Origin of the sequence: Sporosarcina ureae (genome assembly GCF_002082015.1) — a bacterium.
In the GTDB taxonomy this organism is placed as follows: domain Bacteria; phylum Bacillota; class Bacilli; order Bacillales_A; family Planococcaceae; genus Sporosarcina; species Sporosarcina ureae_A.
Window position 1 is genome coordinate 3,293,400 of sequence record NZ_CP015109.1, and the last position, 26,635, is coordinate 3,320,034.

Genomic DNA, 26,635 nt, shown 5'->3' on the forward strand with positions numbered 1-26,635 from the left:
TTGTTAATCTTCGTTCCAAATGGGCGCTTTCAAGGGGAGCAATCGTGAGCTGTGCCTTCAGGAAATTGTCTCTAGCTAGAGCTTCTACGCGGAACTACTCCTTAAATTACTTTTATTATTTGTTTGTTCAAAGGGTATATTATTTGGCCACATGCAAGACGTGAGTCGTTGTGGTAAGTGTGATACAATTTGCTTTAGAAACCAAATAGGAAGTTGATGATGGTATGTCTACAAGCAAATATGCAGTTGTCGATTTGGAAACGACTGGTCATTCGCCTTCAAATGGAGATCGGATCATTCAAATTGCGATTGTTTTTATTGAAAATCATAAAATAATAGATACATATATGCGTTACGTGCATCCGCAGCGCCCGATTCCGCCTTTTATTCACCAACTGACATCGATTGGCGATGACGAGGTGAAGGATGCTGCTCCTTTTGAAAAGATTGCGGAAGAAGTGGCGGATTTGCTTGCGGGATGTATTTTTGTCGCGCACAATACAGACTTTGACGTATCCTTTCTACAAAAAGAATTGGTTCGCTGTGGTGTGTCAAAATGGCATGGCAAGACTATTGATACCGTAGAACTAGCGAAGATTATGTATCCTACTTTGCCTGGCTATCGATTGCAGGATATTGCCGAGTCTTTAAATATTTCGTTAAAGCAAGCTCACCGGGCGGATGATGATGCAGAAGCGACTGCATTGTTTTTGTTGAAGGCTATTGAAAAAATTAAAACCTTACCTAAAGAGACGTTGAATCGTATGCATGAGCGTTCATTCGCCATGAAATCGGATGTATCCACATTATTTTATGAAGCGTTAAAGCATGTACGTGGCAAGGAAACGTCTAGCGACTATGCATTATTTCGTGGAATCCCGTATTTGAAATCAAAGCCCACTACTACATCCTGGCCCGAGCCGATAGAATTTCCTGCCGATGATCTGGCGAAAGATCGAGTCATGCAGAAAATTCATCCGTCCTATCACGTTAGGGAAGGTCAAGCCCAGTTAATGGATTTGACGTGGCAAGCTTTTGTTGAAAAGAAGCAAATTGCTGTGGAGATTCCAACTGGCGCTGGCAAGACGATCGGTTATTTAGTGCCTGCTTTAATCCGCGCATATGAAACGAAGCAGCCTGTTGTTATTAGTACGTATACGAACCACTTGGTCGACACACTTGCAGAGGAAGTCCAGAAGCTTGAAAAGGCTTTGCAAATGACGATCCCAACGACTGTCGTTAAAGGTATGGCGAATTATATTTCATTCGGGAAATTTGAGGAGTTACTGCATTTTAATGATGAAGTGTATGACGATTCGATCACGATCATGCAGTTATTGGTTTGGTTAACCGAAACGACTACTGGTGATTTAGATGAGGTCAATGTATCAGGTGGCGGTCAGTTGTTTATCGATCGCATCCGGAAGCGTTCGATGCGCGTGAAGAAAGACGAACGCGTGGCGGACTTTTATACGCATACATTAAATAACTGTCAGCAGTCGATGGTGCTATTGACGAATCATTCAATGTTGGTGAACGACCAGCAACGTTATGATCCGTTGTTTCATTCCATCAGTGGGTTGGTGATCGATGAAGCCCATCAAATGAATCAAGCGGCAATTCGGACGCACCAACAAGTGTTTTCTTATACGAAATGGAAATATGTAATGAGTCAGTTGAACGGCTTAAGTAGCTGCCAACTATTGTTTGATATTCAAGATATCTTAAAGCGATTTCGTTTCAATCATGAACTTTCAACTGAACGGCTTCAGCATTCATTCAATGAATTCATGCTCGCATTTGATGAGTCGATGTTGGTGCTGATGAACTCCAATTCAAACTATGATAATAAACAGTCGACAAGAACGGTGAAGCCATTGTCCAAACGTCTTCGGTCGAATGAAATTTTCGATAAAGTGTTGCGTAAAATGAATGAATATATCGGTGTAACCGAAAACTATGCGATGCCGATTCAAAATTTGCCGAATGAATTGACACTGCATGAGCAAGCAGCGCTCAATGAATGGTTGTATTGGGTCAATGAAATGAAGATCAAAGCTGGTGAGTGGATTGAATTATTTTTGGAGCAGCCAAAATCCAGTACGACCATTTGGATGGAGAAAGACAGCCGAAGTTTGCCTGGCAGTTTACAAATCAAGAAAAGTCCGATCAACGGTTCAGAAGTAATTCGCGATTTTATGGATACATTTGAAGGGGAAGCAGGCGTCGTCTGGACGTCCGGTACGTTAACTGCAGGGCAACAGGACCGCTTTGTACTAGACCAAGCAGGATTGCCCTCCAGCGTGCCGCTGTACACTTTTGATGCCCCAGCGAACTTCTATGAAGGTGCTCATACGATGATTGTGGAAGATATGCCAGATATTCAGCAAGTTTCAAATGAAGAGTACATCGAAGCGGTCGCAGATGCGTTAATCCAAACAGCCGTTGCGATTGAAGGACGCGTGTTTGCGTTGTTCTTGTCTCATGATATGTTGAAGAAGACGCATCAAGCCGTGATCGACAGTGAATCATTACAAGAAGATTATATGTTGATCGCACAAGGCGTCAGCTCGGGAAGCCGTCATAAGTTGCTGAAGACGTTCAAACAGCAAAAGAAAGCCGTTTTATTCGGCACGACAAGCTTCTGGGAAGGTGTGGATGTGCCCAGTGAACAATTATCCGCGGTAGTGGTCGTTCGTTTACCGTTTACATCACCTGAGGAACCTCTATTTAAAGCTCGTTCAGAAGCTCTAGTGGCGGAACGTAAAAATGCATTCCTCGATCTTGGTTTACCGGAAGCTATATTGCGTTTCAGACAGGGATTCGGTAGATTGATTCGTTCATCAGACGAACAGGGATTCTTCATCATATTGGATCGACGTATTGATACGAAATCCTACGGTACAACCTTTTTACAGGCTTTACCTAAATCATCGGTGAAAAAAGTATCTTTAGAAGGTCTAGTTAAGGAGATCGAAAATTGTTATAATGATGGATGTACGAATAGAAAGCAGGTTAGAAAATGAATCGAAAACAATCAGCGGTTCATTCGATAGGAAGTGGCACTTTTGCTCAATTGGATTAAGTTTCTATTCCTATTTTTACTTGCGCTCGGGTTCACAATTACTTTTATCGTTTTCTATCAAGCGGGGAAGCCGTTTGCTGAATCTGAAAAAGTAGTAAAAGAAGCCGTATTAGCAAATAATGTTCTGGAAAAAGTAGAAAAAATGGATCATTATCATGGGAAAACGTCATGGATTACCGTCTATGGCACAGATAAAAATGATCATGAAAAAATCATCTTCGTGGAAGAAGAAACGACGAAGATTCTGAAAGCTGTTTCAATTAAAGATGGTATTACAAAGCAAAAAGCCAAGGACATCGTAAAAAAAGAGGAAAACGTAAAAAAGATCCTCAATGCCGCATTAGGCATGGAAAATGACACTCCGTTTTGGGAAGTGAGTTATCTGGATGACGAGGATTTCTTACACTACGCGTATCTGAATTTTGTAGATGGAAAATGGTTAAAGCGAATTTCAAAACTATAGAAAAATGGATTAGGACTAAAAGGGAGCGGTCAATTTGAAAAAGCAATTAGCGTCCAGAGTAAATACTTTATCACCATCTACAACATTAGCGATTACAGCGAAGGCGAAAGAAATGAAGGTTGCCGGCATCGATGTGATCGGACTCGGAGCTGGTGAACCGGATTATAATACGCCTAAAAACATCTTAGAAGCAGCGTATCAATCAATGAAGGATGGCAAGACGAAATATACTCCGGCCGGTGGTCTTCCGCAACTAAAGGATGCCGTAATTGACAAATTGAAAAGAGACCAAGGATTGGATTATACGCGCAAGGAAGTGTTAGTGGGAATTGGAGCGAAGCATGTGCTCTATACACTTTTCCAAGTGCTGCTTAATAAAGGCGACGAAGTGATTATCCCTTCGCCATTTTGGGTGAGTTATCCTGAACAAGTGAAGCTCGCAGAAGGTACACCTGTCTTCGTTGAAGGAACAGCTGCAGAGCAGTTCAAAGTATCAGCCAAGCAAATTAAAGAAGCCATTACGGATCAGACAAAAGCGGTCATCATTAACTCACCGGGTAATCCAACGGGTATGATCTATTCGAAAGAAGAACTCACAGCGATTGCGGATGTTTGCCGTGAAAAAGATGTATGGATCATTTCAGATGAAATTTATGAGAAGCTTGTTTATGATGGTAAAGAACATGTATCGATTGCACAGCTATCAGACGATGCAAAAGATCGTACATTCATTATTAATGGTGTATCGAAATCCCATTCTATGACGGGCTGGAGAATAGGATATATCGCAGGCGATGAAGAAGTAGTAAGCGCGATGACGAATCTTGCAAGCCATTCTACATCTAATCCAACGACGACTTCGCAATATGCAGCAATTGAAGCATATAACGGACCTCAAGACACTGTAGAAGTCATGCGAAAAGACTTTGAATCCCGTTTGAATCAGGCGTACCCTAAACTTGCTGCTATCCCAGGTTTTGATGTATTAAAGCCACAAGGCGCATTCTATTTATTGCCAGACGTACAAGAAGCAGTTAAGAAAACGGGTTACGCAAACGTAGATGATTTCGCACAAGCATTACTGACAGAAGCTAAAGTAGCTGTCATTCCAGGCACTGGATTTGGTTCTGATACTACGATCCGTCTTTCTTATGCCACTTCGATCGATCAGTTGGAAGAAGGAATTGCACGTATTGATCAATTTGTAAGAGATCATTGGAAAGCGTAAAACAGAAGCAACTGACAAGTTGCTGATGAGAGGAAGTTTCAACTATGCAACAAGATGAGCGGCTGAAAATTTGGATGGAGCAGGGAAATGTGTCTATTTCTCAGCTCTTTTTTCAACATTATAAACAACTGCTGATTTCAGATAGTGACGCCATGGTATTATTGCATTTAATCGCATTTCAGGAAGCGGGGAACTATTTCCCGACCCCTACCGATATTGCGAATCGTATGCAACTACAAGAGAAAGAGGTAACGAATTGCCTACAACGTATGATGCAAAAAGGATTATTTTCTATTGAGCAAAGTACCGATGAAAATAAAGTATTGCATGAGCAATTTTCTTTTTATCCGTTATGGAGTCGATTGATCGATGAAGTCGAAAAACAGTCGATGGAAACCGAAGAAGAAGTAGTCAAGCAAGAAGAGGGAGAAATCTTCTCGTTGTTCGAGCAAGAATTCGGCCGCTTCTTGTCCCCTATGGAATTTGAAACCATCGGGATGTGGATTGATAAAGATGGCCATTCAACGGAAATCATTCGCGCGGCATTAAGAGAAGCCGTATTAGCACAGAAAATGAGTTTGCGCTATATAGACCGAATTCTATTTGAATGGAAAAAGAAAAACGTTAAAACGATGCGCGATGTAGAAAAACAAACTAAAGCGTTTCGACCAACAACGGTAGCGACCACACCGCAGTTGAATGCGGCGATTAAAGATGTGCCTTTCTATAATTGGCTCGAAGAACGGGAGTAGGTGAAACCATGCTGACAAAAACACAGTGGCAAACATGCCTGCAAACGTTCGATGAGATGTTTCCTGAAGCGCATTGTGAACTCGTTCATAAGAATGCCTTTGAATTACTGATTGCGACCTTATTATCCGCTCAATGTACGGACGTATTAGTCAACCGGGTGACTGCAGAACTGTTTAAGAAGTATAAAACACCGGAAGATTATTTGGCCGTACCCATTGAGGAATTACAGCAAGATATACGTTCGATCGGTTTGTTCCGAAATAAATCAAAAAACATCCAAGCGCTTAGCCTCCGATTGATTGAAGAGTTTGGTGGAGAAGTACCTCCTAATCGAGATGTCATGATGACATTGCCGGGCGTGGGTAGGAAAACAGCCAATGTCGTCGTGTCGAATGCGTTCGGCGTGCCGGCATTAGCTGTCGATACACATGTCGAACGTGTAGCAAAAAGACTAGGTATGAATCGCTGGAAAGATCGTCCGATTGATGTAGAAGAAAAAATTATGCGTTGGACGCCAATGGAAAAGTGGACACAGACTCATCATCAAGTGATTTTCTTCGGTCGCTATCATTGCAAAGCGCAAAATCCCAACTGTCCAGAGTGTCCGTTACTGGATTTATGCCGCGAAGGCCAAAAAAGGATGAAAGCGAAATGACCTACGAACAATTAAAGGAAAACGTACAGCAAGTACTCGATATATGGGAACAGCAAAAGCCTGAGGTGGAAAAAGCATACGCTGTAAATGATTCGCGTAAATTGGATGTAATACAGCCGGCCATCATTCAGCTCGAGTTGTTAATCGAGCAAAGTGAACAGGTGGAAAATCCTCACACAGGTAAACTGCATCACGTACTTGCACCAAATAATTACGAGGAACGAATTGAATTCATCAAACATCAAAAAAGCAGTCATTATGCTGTCATTCAATTGACCATGTTATATGATGAAATGAAAAAGAAAGCAGCGCGATTACGCGTTCAACACTAAATAAAAAGAGCGATTCTACACGTAGTTTGCGTGTAAAATCGCTCTTTTTTAATTGGAAGAGGAATCAGATGACGTATCGCCGCCATCATTAGAGTTTTGTCCTTGTCCTTGTCCTGGATTGCTTTGATTACCTTGGTTCCCCTGATTTCCTTGACCTTGGTTAGACTGGCCTTGCCCTTGACCTTGGCCTTGATTCGGATTCTGGTCTTGGTTGTTCTGGTCATTAGTGGAGTTATTGCCATCTTGATTGTTCGAATCGTCTTGATCCGATTGACCTGGTTCTTCATTATCGGATTCATTGTCGTTATCTGAGTCAGTATCTGATGGCTCATCTTCATTATTATTTTGATCATCTGAATTTTCATCGGGTTCAACGATCGGTTCGTCTTCAATGACTGGTTCATCAGCACCTTTGATCAAAAGGGAAGTGGTAGCCGAACCACTTGTATAGCCACCCATGTTGGCACTTACATGGAATGTGTAATTCTTACCGTATTCCACGCCAGAGTATGTCGTTTGTTTATCAGAAGTCGTCGTGATGTTTTGTGCACCACCACCGTCAACAGAGACACTGACGTTGAATGTAGGGCTTCCGAGACTGCTGTATTTATTCGGCACATCGTAATTCCATTGTAATTGAACCGCATTGGAATTCGCATCGAAATGTGCAGTCAATCCATCCGGACTTGGAATGGAAATTTTTTCAGGAATCGACGCTTTTTTGGGTAATGTACCTCGGACAAATAATTCATTACTGACGTTATTACTGTACGTAAATGAACTGGCAAGCATGATAGGGTCGCTACCTTTGACAATTGCCGCTTCTTCGACTGAGTCTGGTTGAACGAATGTACCTGGGTCTTTTGCGATGCTACTCATAACAGTTCTGAAAAGATTTTGTGGTACATAGCGTCCTTGGTCATACGTTTTAATCGGAGAGAAATCTCCGTAACCGCCCCATGTAGAAATGGTGTACTCAGTTGTATAACCTGTGAACCATGTATCGGGTACATAGTGACTTTCCATATTATCTTTTTTCATTTTTTCAGCAGAATAATTGGTTGTACCTGTTTTTCCGGCAATATCCATATTGTCGATATTTGCTCGTCTTCCTGTCGCTTTATACTCGGTAAGTACATCACGCAATACATCTGTAATCATGTAAGCTGTGGAATCTTTCATTGCGGTTACAGGGTCCGGACGTAAATTCTTTTCTGTTTTGCCGTCACGCAAAATTAGCTTTTTCACAGCATGGGGTTTTGTGTAAATACCACCATTACCGAAAGCGGCATAAGCACCCGCCATTTGCACTGTTGAGAATTCTTCCCCGCCACCAAGTGCATTGTTTGAATTTATCGCATCATACGTAAACCCAAGTTTCTTAGCAAAGGCTTCAGCTTTCTTCGGTCCTACCTCTTCAAAGGTCTTCACTGCAGGTATGTTTCTGGACCAATACAGTGCCTGCCGCATAGTTAATGTTCCAAGGAAATCACCATCTGCGTTACCGATGGATTTACCTGAATCTGTATAGCTGTAAGGTTCATCTACTACCTTTTGACCTGTGGACCAATCTAGTTCTTCAATTGCTGGGCCATACGATAAAATGGGCTTAATACTAGAACCTGGTGCACGTTTGATTTCAGCAAAATTCAAGTTTCGTCCCGAATAATTCCGTCCGCCGCCAATAGCAACAATCGCACTTGTTTTTGTATCCAACACCGTCATACCGGCTTCCATTTCATCTGATTCATAATAGCTTGGATCATTGATTGCGGCTTCTACTGTTTCTTGTACTTTCGGATCCAAAGCAGTTTGTACGGTAACTCCTTCAGATAGAAGATCGGTGAAACCAGCTTCTTCGATTTCATCCAATACCGCATCTACATACGCAGGATATTTGCCGAACACTTCACGGTCTTCTTCAGCCAATAGAGTAGAAGTGACTGGAACTTTTTTTGCTTCATTCATTTCAGCGGTGGAAATTTTGCCGTGACGTTCCATCAGTGTGAGAACAATATTCCGGCGCTTTTCTGCACGTTCTGGATGTTTAAACGGATTATAGCCGTTTGGAGACTGTGGCATGCCTGCTAGCATGGCCATTTCAGGTAAGTTTAGTTCGTCTACTTTTTTACCGAAGAAGAAATTTGCACCTGTGCCGATCCCGTAGCGTGTACCGGACATGAGAACTTTATTGAAGTACATCTCGAAAATTTCTTCTTTTGTATATTCTTTTTCTAATTTGTGCGCAAGCCAAGCTTCTTGTGCTTTCCGTTTCAATGTTTTTTCATTTTTCAAGAATGAATTTTTGATGACTTGCTGTGTTAATGTGGATGCACCTTGAGAACCAAATCCGCTACGGAAGTTGGCAATAACGGCGCCGCCAAGACGATAAAAATCGATTCCACCATGTTTGAAGAAACGAATGTCTTCGGTAGCTAGTATCGCATCTTTCATTTGTTCTGGAATTTCCTCATACGGCACAAATTCCCGTTTCTCTGCACCGAACTTCATGAATATATCGCCGTCTTTTGTTAGGAAGTTAGAGGTGAGGGGATCTTTCAGTAACTCTTCATCTAAGTCAGGTGCTGTACTTGCGTAATAAGCAAATAAGGAAGCTCCGCCAACTAGCACTAAAAGGAAAAGGGCTGCGATACCTAGAAGAATCTTCTTCCATAGTTCGTTAGGAAGCTTTTTCTGAGGACGCTTTGGTTGCTCCGTCACTTGTCTCTTTCTTCTTTCCGTTCTCGAGTTTATGTTATCACTCATCATATTTCCTGCCTTTCGCTTTCATTAATCTTTCTTGTGCTTGATCCAATCCGCCACGGCTTGTATATAATCTAGCCGAGGGTGAAAACCGGTATTGATTTCGATCGATCGTTCTTCTATTTCAGATAACGTAATGGACTTCCTTCCGCCATCTTCCATGCGTTGCCATAAAGGATAAAATTCCTCGAAAGGCAGTAAGAAATATCGATCCAATACTGTGAAATTGACAATAAAAAAAGCAAGTCCGGATTGGTCGATTACTTGCTTCATATGCTGCACTTGATGCAAATGAATATTTTGCAGTGGCAATGAAGTTTTATTTTTCGTTTCCTTTGCTTCAAAATCCACATAATATCCATTCCATACCCCATTATAGTCCGTTGTCGAAGGTGTACGGAAATACGCTTCTGTGATCACCGCAGCACTTCTTGCAGGATAGCGGACATTGACGATTTGTATGGGAACCGGCTTTTTATGGATGACGGCAAGACCATGTGCCAAATAGTATTCATTTGTGTCGTTGAGTTCGTCTTCTAATGATTTACCCCGATTACTAAAGGAGTAGTCATACGTTTTCTTTTTCGTAGAAGACACGGAAGGATTGAACTTTTTTCCGTTTGGATAACGTATCGCCAATGTGACCACCTCGTACTCTACATCATATCATACCGACTATTAGACGAGTTACCAAAAAGAAAGTTTCCCATGCGTTGAAAGTAGTCAAATTGGTGACGGCTTGGAATGTTTGTTCGTAGAAAGTGGAGCTGTAGTTGAATATCTGATAAAATGAAGGATAAGGTGTTTTATTACAATGAATACTAAAGGAGTTTTATATACATGAGCAAGATAGAAGACACAAAGTTATTGCTGACGATTTGTGATGAATGTGAACAGCGATTTTATCATATGAGAGAGACGGATCATGAACCGGATTTCTTTGAAGAAGTGAAGCCGTATGCCGACGTTAGCCATCAGGCGATTGCGCAGTGGGCCGAAGAGATGAAGGTGTGGATACAAAAGGAAAAGCCACGCTATGTGCATGAAGTGCAAGTGGATTCTTTAAAAGATTCCATGACTCAATTCGTCGTACAGTCTTTCTACAAAAAGACTGGAAAGAAGCGTTTTATTCTATCGATCCGCGCAGCACGCTATACTTTGCAAACGGTTTTGGACGCAATGAACGCAGACCGAGAAGAGGACGATGTGAATGAATAAACGAAGTATAGCCGATATCATTCAAGAACTATTCGCGGACTCACGCTTTGGCCCGAATATCGCCTACATTGAAACGCTTAAAGAGCAAGAGGCCGTTATGGCAGAGTTTCCTCCCGTATTGCATGCATCGATTCGTAAAGCACTGGCAACGAAGGGGATCTCGCAGTTATACAGTCACCAGCGACAAGCATTTGACAAAGTGCGTGAAGGTCATTCAATTACGGCGATAACTCCGACAGCTTCAGGGAAATCATTATGCTACCACTTGCCGGTATTGCAGTCGATTTTAGATGATCCATCTTCGCGTGCGCTGTATTTATTTCCGACGAAAGCATTGGCTCAAGATCAGCTAGCAGATTTGCATGATTTGATTGAAGCGAGTGGCGAAACGATTTTAAGTCATACCTACGACGGAGATACGGCACCTGGCTTGCGGACCAAAGTGAGAAAATCGGGACATATTATTTTAACGAATCCGGATATGCTTCACTCTGCCATATTACCTCACCATACGAAATGGATTTCATTGTTTGAGAACTTGAAATATATCGTGGTCGATGAACTCCATACATATAAAGGTGTGTTTGGCAGTCACGTGGCGCATGTGTTAAGACGATTACAACGTATTTGTCGGTTTTACGGAAGTGACCCCATTTTTATTTGTACGTCCGCAACAATCTCAAATGCTAAGGAATTGGCAGATAATCTGACGAATAAAGATATGGTGTTGATTGACCAAAACGGAGCACCACGCGGCAAGAAACATTTTGTTTTTTATAATCCGCCAATCGTCCACGATGTGTTTGGTATACGGAGAAGTGCAGTGCTTGAAGTCCGAGACTTGGGTGCATTTTTATATCAAAAGCATATTCAGACGATCATTTTTGCGAGAAGTCGAGTGCGTGTGGAAATGCTCGTGACGTATATGAAAGAATTAACAAAGAAAAAATTATTCGATAAAACGGTCATGGGCTATCGTGGCGGCTATTTACCATCAGAACGTAGAACGATCGAGAGTGGATTGAAAAGTGGGGATATTCGTACTGTTGTCAGCACAAACGCTTTGGAACTGGGTATTGATATCGGGCAGTTGCAAGCGTGTATCATGACAGGTTACCCGGGAAATATTGCGAGTGCATTGCAACAAGCAGGTCGGGCGGGTAGACGCCAGGAAGACGCCCTCATCATCTATGTAGCACAATCGATGCCGCTTGATCAATATATTATTCAACACCCGCAATACTTGCTCGGACGGCAGCCAGAAGAAATTCATATTCATCCCGATAATATGTTAATTTTAATGGATCATTTAAAATGTGCTTCATTCGAACTGCCATTTAGCTCTACTGAGACGTATGGTGAATTTGAAGTACAGGAACTACTGGCGTTTTTGCAAAGTGAAGGTGTTTTGTTACAAACATCAGATAAATGGCATTGGATGACCGATCGTTTTCCGGCTGGAGAAATCAGTTTACGTTCTGCTTCTCAAGAAAACGTCATCATCATTGACCAATCATTCCCGAAAGAAACGCGTGTCATTGGCGAGATGGACCGCTTTAGTGCGATGACGTTGTTGCATGAAGAAGCGATCTATTTACATCAAGGAACGCAGTATCAAGTAGAAGAACTGGATTGGGAAGAAAAGAAAGCGTACGTGACCGTCGTCGATGTCGATTATTTCACCGATGCAAATCTTGCAGTAGAATTGAAAGTCATCAATGAAGACAAGCGAATGGAAGATGGAGAGCGGACGCTAGCTTATGGAGACTTAGCGGTACTCGCCATACCGACAATCTTTAAGAAAATTAAATTTGATACGCATGACAATATTGGTTCAGGTCCGATCTCGTTGCCTGCTGAAGAAATGCATACGTCAGGCACGTGGTTAACGTTCGATGTGCCTGAAGGCTGGGAGAAATCCGATTTGACTGACGCGATGACGGCTGCAGCGTATGCAATCCAATCGTTGGTACCGCTATTCATCAAATGTGACCGCAGTGATATCCATGTCGTACCGCAAGTGAAAGCCATTCATATGGAGCGGCCGACATTCTTTATTTATGATAGTTATCCAGGTGGGATTGGGTTGAGCGAGAATATTTACAGCCGCTGGAGAGATTTGTTGATGCTTGCAGCCGATCATGTGGCGGAATGTCGTTGTGAATACGGATGTCCCGTTTGTATTGGAGCGCAAGAAGCAGGGCAGACAAACAACAAACATCGAGCGCATAGCTTGCTAGCAGAATTGGCAAAATAATTACGAGTCGAAGCGAAGCACTTCGACTCGTTTTTTTGTGGAAATAAATAGTAGCTAAGTGCATCAGAAACTTCCAAAAAAATACTGGCACTCTATCGAAATGGGTGTATATTCTGGTAGTATGAATATGTACAACTATCAGACTATTACAGTGGGGGGTAAAAAGATGAATAAAAGAAAAGTGCATAGGTTTGGTGCAACATTTGCGGTTGCTAGCGCGATTGTATTGGCGGGAGGTTCCGTCAGTGCGGCAGAGCAATGGTATACCGATGTATCAAAAGACAACACCCATTATGAAGCCATTAAAGCGTTGACGGATCAACAAGTCATTCGTGGCTATTCGGAAAATCTGTTCAAGCCTGGGCATTCAATCGAGCGTCGTCACGCAGCATTAATTTTGGCAAAGTTAGGGGACTTTGAAGAACCAACGAATGTGGCGGATGTATTAAAAAAGTTTAAAGATATTTCTGGTGATAGTTTCTACGCAAAAGAAATGGCTACTCTAGCAAATGCGAATGTATTTAAAGGGGATTCAAATGGGAATTTCAAACCAACAGCCGCTCTTACACGTCAACAAATGGCGAACGTACTAGTGAATGCCTTGGATCTTGAGAAATACGATACAGGTGAGAAAGTAACAATCAATTTATCAAATGTAGGCGAGTCACATAGAAGAGGTGTACAAATCCTTGCCAATCTTGGATTGACGGATCAACTAAATGATTTCAGGCCAAATGAGCCCGTTACACGGGGCGCATTCTCGTCATTCATTCATCGGGCCAATCAGCTACAAGCAAGCGATTTTACATTATCATTGATGCATATGAATGATACGCATGCACGCGTTGCGGAAATGCCGAAAGTTATAACCGCTATTAAAGAAGTTCGAAATGACAAGCCAGATGCCTTGCTTCTCCATGGCGGAGATGTGTTCTCGGGAACATTATACTTCTCAGAGTTTGGAGGACAAGCCGATCTAGAACTGATGAATTTAATGGGTCTGGATGCCATGGTATTTGGGAATCATGAATTTGATTTAGGTGATAGTAAAAATGGTCACCAATCACTAGCGAATTTTGTGAAAGGTGCTAATTTCCCTGTAATCGGTGCCAATATAGATTTCTCTAAGGACCCCCATCTGAAAAATCTAGTAAGTGAAACAGAATTTACGAGTACGCCAGCACTAGGAGAAATTCATAAAGGATTAATTAAAGAAGTGAACGGTGAAAAGGTTGGAATCTTTGGATTGACGACTGAAAGCACAGCATTCGTCGCAAGTCCAGGAGCCGTAGAGTTCTTGGATTATAAAGAATCAGCTGAAAAAGCCGTAGCGTACTTTGAGAGCCAAGGCATCAATAAAATCATTTCCATAAATCATCTAGGTTTTGACAGTGATCCATCTGTTGGGAATGACTTACTTCTAGCCCAAGCAGTTGAAGGTATCGATATTATCGTGGGCGGGCATTCACATACGAAACTGTCAGAACCGGTACTGGTCGATAATAATGCAAGTGGGGAAAGCAAAGATCCTACAGTCATAGTTCAAGCTGATCAATATTTGACTCATTTAGGAACGTTAGACGTACAATTTGATGATCGAGGTGTCATAACAGGACATGCTGGTGAATTAATTAGCCTACAGGACAAAGAGAATGACACAGAAGCAGCGGAAGCACTTCTCAAATATTCCGGAAAAATCGATGAAACGTTTGGCAAAGAAATCGGTGCAACGTTAGAAGTGGATCTGCCAAATCCAAGAAGTCGTGGAGATGAGAATCCAACAGAAAGTGTTCGTGCGAATGAAACCGCACTTGGTAACTTAATAACGGATGGAATGCTAGAAAAAGCAAAAGAATACGATCCGAACACCGTAATTGCCCTGCAAAACGGTGGAGGAATTCGCAACCATTTGAATAAAGGACAGGTTACGGTTGGAGAAGTAATTGAAGTACTTCCATTCGGTAATACATTATCTCTTGTTACACTGACAGGTGCAGAAATTAAAAACACGCTTGAGCATAGTGTGCGGAACTCACCTAATGAAGATGGCGGTTTCTTGCATATGTCAGGCATGAAAATGACATTCGATAGCAGTAAAGAAGTGAGCAAACGCATTCAGACTATGCAAGTAAAAGTGAATGGTGAATTCGAAGATGTAGACATGGATAAAGAATACGTGATCACAACAAATGCCTTTACTGCGAGAGGCGGAGATGGTTTTGAAGTGCTTGGAGAAGCCTATGCAGATGGCCGAGTGACTGATCTTGGTTTGGATGATTGGGTGAACTTGCGCGATCACATGATCAAGCTTGGAACAGTCAAGCCTGAGATTGAAGGTCGAATTATTGATTTGAATACGTAATGTGTTTTCACTGAAAAGAGTTGAAGCGTAAACGAACGGGTTCGGAACATGAGGAGAAAACGTTAAAAAGTATAGCCAATGAGGACGCAATTCGCATAGGAATTAGCGTCCTTTTTTGACGTTGCATTAACACTTTGATGCTACATATTGGTGATTGGGTACCGCGATTGACATAAGAATTAACAAGGGCATATAAATTTATATGTCCTTGTTAATTGACGATTGAAATAGTTTTTAATAGTTCTGAAATAATTAAAAATGTTGGAGGGGACAAAGTATTTTGTGATAAAGTAGATCATAAGAGGATGGCTTGTTCAACGAACTACGCCATGCAAAGTTGAAAAGGGTGGATGTCTTGTTACATGTTTTCTTGGGAGTAATGATTTGTATATCACTTATTTTTCTTTTTCTCGGGCTAAAGAGAAAATCCAGATTAACTATATTTTTTGGCGTTATTGCTTTTATTGCGCCCTTACTTTATTTTGGTTTCAGAAATTGGATAATTTTGTTGCCCTTAGTTCCGGTAGTATCATTTGTAGTTTCAGATTTACTAATTAAACAAAGGAATTCTGCATAAAAGTAATAAGTTTTGCTGTAGGTATTCGATTAAATAATGGGCGTGATTGCTTGGCATAGTATTCTTCAAACAGACTAAATGGTATAAGTTAGGGGGAGTGACAATGCCTAAAGTTAAAATTAATCCATTCATACTTTTAGCCTTAACTTTTACCTCCATAACGTGGGCATTGTATGCTTATAGAAGTTATTCTAATCAAGAAATAGCATATGGAATTATATTCACATCGCTATCAATAATTTTTATCAGTTTAGTAATTTGGGGATTCGTTAGAAATAAGAAAGTTGATTCCACAGGTTAACGAATCGAGAGCGTTTCCTGCACAAGAGTTGCACTCTAGATTGGTTTAATGAGCCGGGTTGTCTATTTAACTATAAGGGAGATGTTACGAATGAATAAAAATGTATGTCCGAAATGTAATGGTACTGAATTTAGTGAAGGTACGGATTTTATGGCAGTGAAGCCACTAGACAAAAAGTTATCACTAGGATCGAATAAAATATTGACCTTCTGCCTGAATTGCGGAGAGGTTGTGTCTACAAGGATTGAAGACCCAAGTAAATTTCGGGAGTGAATTGTAATTTTTCTCACTCTTCCCATCAAAAGTGTGCAGTTCTTGAACAGGGATTTGCGCCTGTTAAGAAAACGGGCCAAGATTATTGAATAAGCAGATTATGTCTATCATTAGAACGAGTATAGTGCCAATCCTTGTTTTGGTTGGCACTATTATTGTATAGATTGAGAGACATTTAAAACAAAAGCTTGTATTTCTATTTTCTACATACATCAAGATATTATTTTGTTGGTTGGATGTACGGAACAATTGGTGCAGTTACTCCTACAGATGCTCCTCGAATAAAGTCTTTCCCTAGTAATTCATTAAAGCTTTCTGTTCGGCCTGTTAGCATAATACCCAGTATAGTAACCTCGTTAAATGGTTTGTTTTCATTCTCTTCAATATATTTTTTGATTTCTTCCATTGATCCTCTTTCATCATATTTTTTAAGATTTTCAATAAACATGTCGAAGGATTCCTTTGAAAGCTCAGAATCTGCATAACCATAAACGGGTAAACCTGAAGGGCCCAGAGCTTCATCGGTAATTTTCGACGTCATATAAAGCCAAGCTACGTTTAAATTTTGAGGTATGTTTTCACGTACTTGTTCCATTGTTAAAGGTTCCTTAAATGAGATTGCTACTTCAGCTACATGATTTTTCAATTGAACAACATCTTCGAGTTGATTTTGAACCCCATCGTAATATTCTTTAATAGCCGGATGATAAAATGTTGCCACTTTTTGTTTCGTTTGTTTATCGTATTCATAATTATTATTCCCACTTGAGTGAAAGCCAGGAATTAGTTCATTATGGTCAATAGAAGCACCAAACCACGAATAAGAGCTCGTTAATATACTCCAAGGGATTAGATAACCATCTATATTTTTTGAACGATTTGTAATAATATTGCCGCCAAACATTGAAGAATTAGCTGTTACCTGAGAATCAATACCCACATTTGGTTGAGATATATCGTGTTGTAAAAATAGCCTTTCGTGTAATCGCATGGTGTTTTGAGCGGATAAATAATTCCCGAATCTGTTGAAAGCAAATAGTAAAACGACGCAAACTGCTATCGAAATAATAGTAATAGTAACCCAATGTTTTAATTTCGCTTTTTTTAATGCTTTTTGAATCGATGAATCCATGCCATGATCCCTCCAACTTCCGTCTGAATTGTTTTTCTTGCCCTGTATAATTTTTTCTTTACATTATCTACTTGCAAATGAAGCAATTGGGCGATTTCCTCGTACGATAAATCGTAATAATATTTCAATACAAAAATTTCCCGATGCTCCGCTTTTACATTTTTCAACAAATACATAATTTCATCTTGATTGAAAAGCTGTTCAAAATCCGCATTACCACTTGTTAGTTTTGCTTGAATTTCATCGGAAAGCGGTACGTTATGTTGAAATTTTTTTCGCTTTAAATCAATAAACTCATTAAGGGCAACTCGGTAAAACCACGGGCGAATATTCTTTTCGTCCAAGTCACTTAGCATTGAATAAATTTTATAAAATGTATTTTGAATAATGTCTTCTGCATCTTCCTTTGATGCCCCTTTTGAGCGTAAAAATAGAAACACTTCCTCTCCAACTTGAATTAGATAGGAGGTGAACGCGTCTTTTTGATTCATATTTTCCCCCCTCATTAATACAACGATTGGGATGTTGAAAAAGTAGACAAGATAAATTTTATTTTAAAAAAGCTGTATAAATATTTAGAAGTTTGAATTTGTCGCATCAACCATATGGTTAGTATCCGTACAATTATTTATTCTAAATGAGATCTTTTATAATAATTCTAAACTATTATAATATTAGTTGCGATAAACCGTATAATAAATGTCATGTATATTTGGTATTAAGGTTTAATTCGTTATTCAAAAATCGGGTGCGATTGTTAAATAAAGATAGCGCCGCTAAAGGGCCATTCTGAGAATTAAGGTACTTAAAAGGAATTATATATTTTAAGAGGTGAAAAAATGAAAAAAGGATTGGGAGCAGGCTTGGAAATGATTCGTATCGCATTTATATTATTAGTTATTGGAGGTTTATTAAGTGGCCTTGTGAAATTAATCTATATAGGCTTTGGACTAAAGGTAGATGATTCTAATGGTGCTTGGCTAGTAGGGGTATCTATTCTATTCATTCTTTTTGTTTTGTATAGAAACAAACTGCAGTTCTCTGGATTTTACAAAGGCGACGAAAATGTAAAACTATCAAAAAGAATGAGCATCATTCTAGTTTCAAGCTCTATAATAATGTTAATTATTGCTCCCATTATCCGTTAGCGGGGGCGATTCTATAATAAGGATTGTGCCGTTAAAGGGCCAAATTGCGGAGGATAAAAAGGCTGAAAAACTATGAGAAAACAGGGTTTATGAGGTGTTGTACAGTGGTTCATCAGATGGGATTATATGGCGAATACTTTCAAGCGATTAGAGAAGGAAAAAAGACAGTAGAAGTTCGATTGAACGATGAAAAGAGAAGGCAAATCAAAGTCGGGGATGTAATAGAATTTATTCAGGTTCCACAACAAGACGAATTTCTAAAAGTACAGGTAATAAATCTTGAAATTTATGATACCTTTGAAGAGATGTACAATGACATTCCCCTTAAAGGTTTTGATTGCGAAGGCTGGACGATAAAAGAAATGATAGATGGAACGTATGAAATATACACCCCCGAGCAAGAAAAGGAATGGGGAACTTTAGCAATTACGATGGAGTATTAAGTGTGAATTATTGAGCTAACGGGGGCGTTAGTTGCATAAGGACTGTGCCTCAATCGGGTATATTTTATTGAAGAAATGTCCGTTTGGTTTAAGTGTTATGTTTAACTCTTAGTATATAATTAGAGAAATAATCGGAGTGAAATAAACAGTGGATGTCGAAATTTTTAAGAATCTAAAACCAGATCAAGATTGGATATATATAAATGGAGATTACGACCAATTTCATGTGTATGGTGATTATGATATTTATGAAGATTACGTAGAATACACAGCAGCTCTAATGTTAAAAGCTGCAAAAAATTGCTTTGTTTTACCCTTTTATATCCATTTTGAAGGATACGAGGATTGTGTGGATTCGATACTACTAAATCGCGGAGAACTTGAAATCTATTATCGTGATTCAGGAAGAACAGTTCTAACAACGTCTAATGAAAAAACATACAATGCAGAAGTTCCATCTTTCACAATTAAAATAGTAAACGAAGAAACATTAAAAAAAAGTGTTTACAAAATGGTTTCATTTAGCCCAAGAAAATTGCATGTGGCTAATTACACAGGGCTTCGAATTACAATATAAAAATAACTTTGCATTTATTGATATACAACAAGAATCCGTTCTTTTATTAGCGGACCATGATGCACAAAGTTTATCATTGATCACTGGCAATCCACTATATCAAAACGAAGAACAATTACGTTTGATTTTTGAAAAGTGACGAATGTATTGCAAACGGGCGCAACTACTGTATACATTCTGCTTTCAATCTAGCTATAGAAAAAGGTGATAGTCATTGAATATATTCTTATTTGTTGTTTCCTATATGGCATTAAATGTAATTAGCTCATTGCTTTATGTTGGATTATTATTGTTGCTTTTTATAACAATGAAAAAAGTTTTTAATATGAATGAAGAAAAATGGAGCACGCTTTTTGGTTACGGAAAGGGAAAAGGCTTATATTCTATAATGGTTATCCCGTATTTATTAATGATTGTCATAATGTTCCCAGTAACTATGTTTGGGTTTGAATTGATTAATTTCGATTATAGAGTATTAGGCTATATAGCTGTGATTTTATTACCAACGCTGCTAATTTTTATAACATTACCTAAGCTAAAAAAAGATATCGTAAATAAATATGTAGAAGGTTATTAAGCCATCGGGCGCAATTCTTGAATAAAAGTTATGCCGTTAAAGGGCCATTTGATGGAATCAATCCAAAAAATAACGAGCAGGTTAGTTGAATAAAGAATGTTTCTATATTCTTATGGGATAGTAGTAAATATAAATAAAATGTAAAAGGTGTGGTAGTAAATGGAACCAACAATCTTAATTGGGTTATTTCTCATTACAATATGTATTTTTGTAGTGGGTCTGTTAACTTTTCTATTACCTAAGAAAGTTAGGAAGCTTGTTTGGGTTATATTGGGCATCATTTTAATTTGTAGTTATATCTATCAAGGAGCAATTAGACCTTTGATTATAGAGCAACAAACTGGAAAAGCCATAGAAGTATTAGAAGGTCATTTAGAAGAAAAATATCCAATGGATTCATGGGGAATTACAGATACAGACGACTTTAAAATAGAACCTGTTATAAATCTTCATGTAATTTTCGATAGTGAGCCAAAAGTAGTTTATGAATATACAGTTGAAGATACAGTGGTAAGACAAGTAAGTATGTGGACTGTATCAGGCACATCGGTAGAAGAAAGTGGAATTGAACCACAACATGCAGAATGATTGAACTTCAACAAATGGGCGCGATTGTCGCAGAAAATTGCTTCAGAATCGGGCCATTTTGTTGGATAAACAAGAAATATTACGGACTGGAGGGGAATTGTATGTTTAGTTTTCAAACTTTTAAAGATAAACGGTATTGGATTCTGCTCCCTCCATTCATAGTTATCTTTGTAGGTCTTTCTGTCTTTGCATCTAATTATTTTGTAGAGAATCCTATTATGGTTCTCATACTTTTACTGTTAAATGGAATCTTGTTTTGGGTAACATACCATTCGTGGAAGTATATAGGGGATAAAAAACACAGAGATAATTAAAGTCTTAAGTTCAGTAATCGGGCGCTTATCTGGAATAAAGATTATATTAAAAGATGGAGGATGAAATGATGAATGATAATGGTACACTACATGAGTTAAACGGTCGTTATGCTTTAAGATTCGAACTATTTTTTCCTCATAATCCAGAAGAAATTTTCCTTGTCATTACAAATCCTAGTCACTTCTCCCAATGGTACCCTTTCGCAACAGGGGAGATGGATCTCAGACTGGGTGGCAATATTGCCTTCGATGATGGAGAAGGAACGACATATAACGCTACCATCACAGAGTTAGAAAAACCATATTTATTTGGTTTCCGTGAAGTTGATGATCTGATAAACATTTCATTGCAGGAAAAGGATAAAGGGTGTCGAATGATCTTTACCCACACATTCAACGATGATTCATGGGCAGTTAATACTGCGGCAGGATGGCATAAATGTCTGGATGTTTTGGCTCAAATCGTCAATGGTAAACCAATTAAGTGGCACGATAACTCAACTGAGCTACGTAAAATCTATAGCGATGCTTTTAATATGAAACGTTAAAAAATATAAAAAGATATTCAACAATAGGGTGCGATTGTGTAGCAAGAACACGCGCCCTTGTTACATATAAGGGCCAAAGAACAGAAAAAGATCACAGTGTATAATTTATAAATCATACAGCAACATGAGGAGTACGCATATGGATACTGGAGTTTTGTATTATAAAATTCTCGAAAGAAAAGTACTGGCTACTGATTATATTGGGTGGGCTTTTTATATGTTGCATAATGAAAAGTCTACACCCTCTCTGAATGTACTTGTTTCTCTAATAAAACCTCTGAATATTTTTGAAGTTGAAGAATATTTCAACAGGGCTATAAATGAGCTAAACATTGCGAAACCTTCTTACGAAGAAAGTGCGGGACATTATGTCCGATATTTATTGAGAGAAATTGTTGATGATCCTAGTATAGCAATTGAAAATGCATATGATATTTATAAAATTGCTCGTGAACATTTCCTAGATGAAGAACAAGATATATGGTATGGAATAAGTGAAATGATAGATGACTTTTTGTATGGAGATAATATAAAAAATATTACCCGAACTTCCTTAACAAAAGTTATTGTACTTGAATCCGAGCATCAATTGAAAAATAAGTTCCATTAAGCTATCGGGGGATTTTGTTTTATATGCGATTGCGTCTATATCACAATCGGGTCAAATTTTCAAAAAATCAGCAGGAGGTATTTTTATTTTTGGTAATAAAATGAAGTTGAAAAGTTCCTGTATTGCTGCTTTTGATGATTTCATTGAAAATGAAATTAGAATAATGGACATGGACACATATTACTCGATTTATAATTTTATTGCCTTGGATAATTTTCGAAAAGGCGAGTACGAGGGGAATATATACGTTATTAGAAAAATAAATGTAGATCACATACAGTTAGAAAATGAGGTTTCGACAGCAAATACTCCCAAACCAAAAGTATTTGTTTATACAAAGAAAGAATTCTTAGGTCTTTTACAATCACATAAACCAGGTTTTTAACCTACTCTTTTAACGGGGACAGTTTTGAAAAAGGACTGTGCCTCAATCGGGCCATTTGGCGTTCCAAAACTTTAGTAACTTACTTGATTAAGACAGTGCGAGAGGAAGTTAGGGGGGATTAAATGAAGAATAAAACTAACTTGAAAACTATAAACTGGAGTATTTTCATATTAGTGGTATTGACGGCGGTTATTACTGCAATTCTCACGCTATATGACCTATATAATACCCCTTCCTTTGGTGAAGCTGCACAATCTCGTGCAGAATTCCGTTGGGGATCACTCCACATTATTATCTTGATCATCATATTGGTCATTTCTGTTCCTTTAGCAATAGGTTGGAAGCGTTTATTCCCGTTTAACATTCCAATTGCTATTATTCTGGTTGGTTTTTGTTATGAATTATTTTTTCTTACATTCACGACTGGATGGGTCGGTTTTCTAGGCACATTTGGCCTTCTTTTCGCTTTCTTAATAGGGATGATTTTAATAATTTCTTATTTAATTTCTTTTCTTATTCAACGTTTCAGAACTACAAATTAAACTTAATCATCTTAATGATTTAATAACACCCTTATCTGCTAATGGTGACAAAACATGTGCTAATTAATTTCTGCAAACGGACGCGTTTGCTTAGCAAAGTATTCACCAAACGAAGCATTCCGTTAGAGATATACTAAGAAAAGGAGGGAGTTAATTGGATAATAAAAACCTTATTATTGTTCGATTATTAGCAACAACATTGATACTTCTGTCTTTAATATTGCCTTACTTCGGGTTAATGAAGTACAGTACAACTCCATTCATTATTCTAATAACACTTTTTGTTTTTTACGTTATGGAAAATAAATATGGTGAAAAAACCGCAAGTGAATAGATTTATGCAAAAAGCCTATTTCCAGAATCGAGCACGATTGTCGCAGAGTTTCTCTGTAGTCAGCTAGTTGATCGGAGCGGAAACCAGCGACTCTGGGAGGATCAGCGAGAGCCGTAACGAAGAAGGGCTTTTGCGAGTGAAGCGCAGCGGGAAGGAGCATATCTTTGCTTTGACAGGTGAAACACCCAGCGAGCGAAGTGAGGGGTGTGGTTCACCGCCCGCCCTCCAGAAAGCGTCCGGTTGTAGCGCAGATCAACGGTTTCAAACCACTATCTAGCTATCGGGCGCGATTCTGAAACAAGGATCGCATCTGCTCAGTAATAGGGCCATTTTATAACAAAAGGGTGAGTCATAGTGACAAAAGCAAAGTTGTACTTTTTGGGGTATTTTCTATTATTCCCAACACTTTTTGTAATTAGTTCTTTCATATGGCGATTTATTGTTCGAAGTAACGATTTGTCGACTGTGTTAACCGATTCTTTATCAATTCTCGCTATCTACTACTTCATCGTTAGTACGGTCTTTGTTATCCGAATGAAGTAATAAATTGTTGTAGAATCAGGGGCGATAGCCGAATAAGCATTTACCACTATGGGGCCATTATGAGGAGTGTAAAAATGAAAGAGATAATGGGACTGTACTTTATTTTAATTGCAATATACGTTGTGAATTTAACAAACATTACATTGTTTAATGGTGATTGGAACGGTATAGCAATGTGGCTTAGCACAGGGTTGTTTATAGCTGGCACTGCTTATTATTTAATGAGCCGAGAGTCCATTAAGAAAGAATAGCAATTACTATAATTGGGCGCGATTGCCATACAATTTTTATTTGAAGTCACTAAGTTGAATGGAGCGGAAGGCAGCGACTCCTGTAGGAATAGCATAAGCCAGGAACAGAAAACAACGTCTTTATATCGCTATCCGACTATAGGACGGTAGCAGAATAAGAAAATGCTCAGGCATCAAAGCCTGGGCATTTTCTTATTCTTTTTTCACTCGTCCATTCTGGCAAGAGTCATACCGTATTTTAGTTAATAATAAAGTATTTTCACCTGATCAACCGAACCCATTAAATTTACACGTTCCCACTCTTGTAGTAAAAATATTTTTAGTAGGTGTATCCTTTCTACATTATGCCTCTATATAGCATGTGAGGAGATGAAAATAAATCTTCTACACTCGATTCCCTTAGGAGGAAATACTATGTATTTATTACTCGATGAACCATCTTTTAGATTGCAAACGACTTTAGTTATGGAAATTGGATTTAATGAAGCCTTTTTACTGCAGCATCTGCATTATCGTTCACTCATATCAAAAAATGAACGTGATGGATATAAGTGGGTGTACAAAACGTATGAAGACTGGAAAGAGGAAATCCCATTTTGGTCACTCAATAAAATTCGACGTACTATTTACAGTCTAGAATCCCAAGGTTATCTAATCTCTAATTCTTCGTATAATAAAATGAAAATTGATAGAACGAAATGGTATCGTGTCGATTATACGAAACCGATCTTCCTATCACAAAATGGTACGCTGGACGTTTCAGATTGAAACGATTACGGCACAAATAGAAACGTCGGATGTACTCGAAACGGTCAAATGGAGTAATCCATACTAGGCAAACCTATAACCAATGTACTTTAAGTAAAGAAAGAATAAAGATATTGTCGAGATGAATCTCGACGTTGCATATTTTATGTGCCACTTAAAAGAACAAATCACATGTTACTGTGTAGAATTTAGGGTAAATGAAATAAGAGAGACGAATAGGAGGAGATGTATATGCCAGTTCAGATTAAACGGGTTTACGAAGAGGCGAAGAAAGCAGATGGAATGCGAGTTCTTGTCGATCGTGTTTGGCCACGTGGAATGAGCAAGGAAGATGCACAAGTGGATGAATGGTTAAAAGAAATAGGACCGAGTAAAGAACTTCGTCAATGGTTTGATCATGATCCTGATAAATTTGATCAATTCAAAGAAAAGTATAAAGAAGAATTAAAGAGCAATGAGGAACAGCAAGAAGAGTTAGAGAAGCTGAAAGACTGGACGATAGAACATAAGAAGGACATAACGCTAGTGTTTGGTGCAAAGGATGAAAAAAATAATCAAGCTGTAGTTTTAAAAGAAATCCTGGATCGTCAGCAAGTGTGATGGGTGAATACAAAAATCGCTGTTCAAAGCAATAAGTACTTGAACAGCGATTAGGATTCTATTGATCTATCTGTCATTTATTTCGAATGGTTAGCAAATACTGTGCATTCGTTACAATCAGTATGAGACCTACAATGAAAATAGAGAATAACTGGGAGTCACCTGTGCCCACAGAATACAGAATAAATAACATTAATGCGATAATCAATGACAGATTCATCGTGTTAAACGTTTTATAATAGCCTTGAAGCATAACGAATCTCTCGCCTTCATCTGAAGCGTCTAGCAGCTTCTTGGCAAAGTTTTTTTCAGAAGCTGATGGTAGCTCACGGTCGGGATAAACAGTTTTCATCAAACCGGGCACCAACATGGAAAACACGATAGATAGTAGTAAAATCCCACCGGAAGTCAGTAATAACCATGCCGGCTGATCGGTGATGATCGAGACACCTATTGCCACAATACTTACAATCAGTGCGATCGTATTACATAAGTTCAGGTCACTGAATTTTTTATATTGCCACATATCCCGTTCGTCTTCGTCAACACCCGTCAGTGTAAGACCAGCTTTCTTTTTCATTTGTGTAGAACTGACCGCAATGAAGACAAAGAGCAGTAAAGTGATGGCGATCAACACTATATTTAACTCAAATCCAATAGGCGAAAAGCCTGCTTTGAAATCAATAGATAACGCAGCATACATTCCAAAGAATCCGACTACTGCACCGACAAGTGTCCAAATAATCATTCTCATTATAGTTCCTCCTCATCAAAAATAAAAATACTTTCAATTGTCTCATCAAAAATATGTGCAATCCGTTTCGCAATAAGCAAGGAAGGCACAAATTCTTCCCTTTCAATTAAACTAATCGTTTGTCTGGATACTTTCGCCAGCTTGGCAAGTTCCGTTTGATTGAGCCCGTCACGCGCTCGTAGTTCTTTTAATCTCGTCTGCATCAGCTTCACCTCTTAAATGAATTGTAACGTATTATATTCATTATGACAACT

Annotated in this window: 27 protein-coding genes; 21 read left to right on the plus strand and 6 right to left on the minus strand. The window is 39.0% G+C overall.

Annotated features, from left to right (window positions below; translation table 11 throughout):
- The first annotated feature begins 224 nt into the window (after positions 1 to 224).
- Genes dinG through SporoP17a_RS16040 form a run of 6 tightly spaced genes read left to right on the plus strand, consistent with a single transcriptional unit; the run spans position 225 to position 6,516 of the window.
- Positions 225 to 3,026 (plus strand): ATP-dependent DNA helicase DinG, encoded by a 2,802-nt coding sequence (dinG, locus tag SporoP17a_RS16015; RefSeq protein WP_083035609.1) that lies wholly within the window; start codon positions 225 to 227, stop codon positions 3,024 to 3,026.
- 42 nt (positions 3,027 to 3,068) lie between these two features.
- Entirely contained in the window at positions 3,069 to 3,548 is a 480-nt protein-coding gene (locus SporoP17a_RS16020; RefSeq protein ID WP_083035610.1) for a cell wall elongation regulator TseB-like domain-containing protein, read from the plus strand.
- A 34-nt stretch (positions 3,549 to 3,582) separates the two neighbouring features.
- The gene (locus SporoP17a_RS16025; protein WP_083035611.1) at positions 3,583 to 4,776 is read left to right on the plus strand and encodes a pyridoxal phosphate-dependent aminotransferase; all 1,194 of its coding nucleotides are present in this window, start codon (positions 3,583 to 3,585) and stop codon (positions 4,774 to 4,776) included.
- Between the two features lie 44 nt (positions 4,777 to 4,820).
- Positions 4,821 to 5,528, plus strand: a complete 708-nt coding sequence (locus SporoP17a_RS16030; RefSeq protein WP_083035612.1) for a DnaD domain-containing protein — start codon at positions 4,821 to 4,823, stop codon at positions 5,526 to 5,528.
- 8 nt (positions 5,529 to 5,536) lie between these two features.
- Positions 5,537 to 6,184, plus strand: coding sequence for an endonuclease III (gene nth / locus SporoP17a_RS16035; protein ID WP_083035613.1), 648 nt, complete (start codon positions 5,537 to 5,539; stop codon positions 6,182 to 6,184).
- Positions 6,181 to 6,516, plus strand: coding sequence for a YpoC family protein (locus SporoP17a_RS16040; RefSeq protein WP_083035614.1), 336 nt, complete (start codon positions 6,181 to 6,183; stop codon positions 6,514 to 6,516). The genes nth and SporoP17a_RS16040 overlap by 4 nt, the downstream gene beginning before the upstream one ends.
- 48 nt (positions 6,517 to 6,564) lie before the next feature.
- Here the strand turns inward: SporoP17a_RS16040 and SporoP17a_RS16045 are convergent, their stop codons facing one another.
- Both SporoP17a_RS16045 and recU read right to left on the minus strand, forming a co-directional pair.
- A complete protein-coding gene (locus SporoP17a_RS16045; RefSeq protein WP_083035615.1) occupies positions 6,565 to 9,282 on the minus strand; it encodes a PBP1A family penicillin-binding protein in 2,718 nt (905 codons plus the stop codon).
- A gap of 24 nt (positions 9,283 to 9,306) precedes the next feature.
- The gene (recU, locus tag SporoP17a_RS16050; RefSeq protein ID WP_083035616.1) at positions 9,307 to 9,918 is read right to left on the minus strand and encodes a Holliday junction resolvase RecU; all 612 of its coding nucleotides are present in this window, start codon (positions 9,916 to 9,918) and stop codon (positions 9,307 to 9,309) included.
- 201 nt (positions 9,919 to 10,119) lie between these two features.
- Here recU and SporoP17a_RS16055 point away from each other — a divergent pair, with 201 nt between their 5' ends.
- The 4 genes from SporoP17a_RS16055 (at position 10,120) to SporoP17a_RS16075 (ending at position 15,994) form a co-directional block, all read left to right on the plus strand.
- Positions 10,120 to 10,497 carry a YppE family protein gene (locus SporoP17a_RS16055; protein ID WP_083035617.1) on the plus strand — a complete coding sequence of 126 codons (378 nt, stop codon included), beginning with the start codon at positions 10,120 to 10,122 and terminating at the stop codon, positions 10,495 to 10,497.
- The gene (locus SporoP17a_RS16060) at positions 10,490 to 12,754 is read left to right on the plus strand and encodes a DEAD/DEAH box helicase (RefSeq protein ID WP_083035618.1); all 2,265 of its coding nucleotides are present in this window, start codon (positions 10,490 to 10,492) and stop codon (positions 12,752 to 12,754) included. Before SporoP17a_RS16055 ends, SporoP17a_RS16060 begins: the two co-directional genes overlap by 8 nt.
- A gap of 166 nt (positions 12,755 to 12,920) precedes the next feature.
- The gene (locus tag SporoP17a_RS16065; protein WP_167693454.1) at positions 12,921 to 15,116 is read left to right on the plus strand and encodes a 5'-nucleotidase C-terminal domain-containing protein; all 2,196 of its coding nucleotides are present in this window, start codon (positions 12,921 to 12,923) and stop codon (positions 15,114 to 15,116) included.
- A gap of 680 nt (positions 15,117 to 15,796) precedes the next feature.
- Complete coding sequence (locus SporoP17a_RS16075) at positions 15,797 to 15,994, plus strand: hypothetical protein (RefSeq protein ID WP_083035621.1); 198 nt, start codon at positions 15,797 to 15,799, stop codon at positions 15,992 to 15,994.
- Between the two features lie 493 nt (positions 15,995 to 16,487).
- On the opposite strand, the gene SporoP17a_RS16085 is transcribed toward SporoP17a_RS16075, so the two are convergent.
- Positions 16,488 to 17,399, minus strand: coding sequence for a sigma factor regulator N-terminal domain-containing protein (locus SporoP17a_RS16085; RefSeq protein ID WP_083035623.1), 912 nt, complete (start codon positions 17,397 to 17,399; stop codon positions 16,488 to 16,490).
- Positions 17,372 to 17,890, minus strand: coding sequence for an RNA polymerase sigma factor (locus tag SporoP17a_RS16090; protein WP_083035624.1), 519 nt, complete (start codon positions 17,888 to 17,890; stop codon positions 17,372 to 17,374). The genes SporoP17a_RS16085 and SporoP17a_RS16090 overlap by 28 nt, the downstream gene beginning before the upstream one ends.
- A 348-nt stretch (positions 17,891 to 18,238) precedes the next feature.
- Between SporoP17a_RS16090 and SporoP17a_RS16095 the strand changes: the two genes are divergently transcribed.
- From SporoP17a_RS16095 to SporoP17a_RS16160, 11 genes are all read left to right on the plus strand, one after another.
- The gene (locus SporoP17a_RS16095) at positions 18,239 to 18,547 is read left to right on the plus strand and encodes a hypothetical protein (RefSeq protein WP_083035625.1); all 309 of its coding nucleotides are present in this window, start codon (positions 18,239 to 18,241) and stop codon (positions 18,545 to 18,547) included.
- 104 nt (positions 18,548 to 18,651) lie between these two features.
- Positions 18,652 to 18,990: an ASCH domain-containing protein gene (locus SporoP17a_RS16100; RefSeq protein WP_083035626.1), complete on the plus strand. Its 339-nt coding sequence runs from the start codon at positions 18,652 to 18,654 to the stop codon at positions 18,988 to 18,990.
- Positions 18,991 to 19,138: 148 nt separating this feature from the next.
- The gene (locus SporoP17a_RS16105) at positions 19,139 to 19,567 is read left to right on the plus strand and encodes a hypothetical protein (RefSeq protein ID WP_083035627.1); all 429 of its coding nucleotides are present in this window, start codon (positions 19,139 to 19,141) and stop codon (positions 19,565 to 19,567) included.
- 214 nt (positions 19,568 to 19,781) lie between these two features.
- Positions 19,782 to 20,144: a hypothetical protein gene (locus SporoP17a_RS16110; protein ID WP_083035628.1), complete on the plus strand. Its 363-nt coding sequence runs from the start codon at positions 19,782 to 19,784 to the stop codon at positions 20,142 to 20,144.
- A 159-nt stretch (positions 20,145 to 20,303) separates the two neighbouring features.
- A complete protein-coding gene (locus SporoP17a_RS16115; protein WP_083035629.1) occupies positions 20,304 to 20,732 on the plus strand; it encodes a hypothetical protein in 429 nt (142 codons plus the stop codon).
- A gap of 382 nt (positions 20,733 to 21,114) precedes the next feature.
- Complete coding sequence (locus SporoP17a_RS16125; RefSeq protein WP_083035631.1) at positions 21,115 to 21,594, plus strand: SRPBCC family protein; 480 nt, start codon at positions 21,115 to 21,117, stop codon at positions 21,592 to 21,594.
- A gap of 139 nt (positions 21,595 to 21,733) precedes the next feature.
- Positions 21,734 to 22,204 carry a hypothetical protein gene (locus SporoP17a_RS16130; RefSeq protein ID WP_083035632.1) on the plus strand — a complete coding sequence of 157 codons (471 nt, stop codon included), beginning with the start codon at positions 21,734 to 21,736 and terminating at the stop codon, positions 22,202 to 22,204.
- A gap of 507 nt (positions 22,205 to 22,711) precedes the next feature.
- Positions 22,712 to 23,131, plus strand: a complete 420-nt coding sequence (locus tag SporoP17a_RS16140; RefSeq protein WP_083035634.1) for an RND transporter — start codon at positions 22,712 to 22,714, stop codon at positions 23,129 to 23,131.
- Positions 23,132 to 24,082: 951 nt separating this feature from the next.
- Positions 24,083 to 24,259 carry a hypothetical protein gene (locus SporoP17a_RS16915; protein ID WP_167693455.1) on the plus strand — a complete coding sequence of 59 codons (177 nt, stop codon included), beginning with the start codon at positions 24,083 to 24,085 and terminating at the stop codon, positions 24,257 to 24,259.
- Between the two features lie 414 nt (positions 24,260 to 24,673).
- Complete coding sequence (locus tag SporoP17a_RS16155; RefSeq protein WP_083035637.1) at positions 24,674 to 25,027, plus strand: hypothetical protein; 354 nt, start codon at positions 24,674 to 24,676, stop codon at positions 25,025 to 25,027.
- A 231-nt stretch (positions 25,028 to 25,258) separates the two neighbouring features.
- Positions 25,259 to 25,627, plus strand: a complete 369-nt coding sequence (locus SporoP17a_RS16160; RefSeq protein WP_083035638.1) for a DUF488 domain-containing protein — start codon at positions 25,259 to 25,261, stop codon at positions 25,625 to 25,627.
- A 73-nt stretch (positions 25,628 to 25,700) separates the two neighbouring features.
- On the opposite strand, the gene SporoP17a_RS16165 is transcribed toward SporoP17a_RS16160, so the two are convergent.
- Both SporoP17a_RS16165 and SporoP17a_RS16170 read right to left on the minus strand, forming a co-directional pair.
- Positions 25,701 to 26,381: a DUF3169 family protein gene (locus tag SporoP17a_RS16165; RefSeq protein ID WP_083035639.1), complete on the minus strand. Its 681-nt coding sequence runs from the start codon at positions 26,379 to 26,381 to the stop codon at positions 25,701 to 25,703.
- Positions 26,381 to 26,584, minus strand: coding sequence for a helix-turn-helix transcriptional regulator (locus SporoP17a_RS16170; protein ID WP_083035640.1), 204 nt, complete (start codon positions 26,582 to 26,584; stop codon positions 26,381 to 26,383). The genes SporoP17a_RS16165 and SporoP17a_RS16170 overlap by 1 nt, the downstream gene beginning before the upstream one ends.
- Positions 26,585 to 26,635 lie beyond the last annotated feature (51 nt).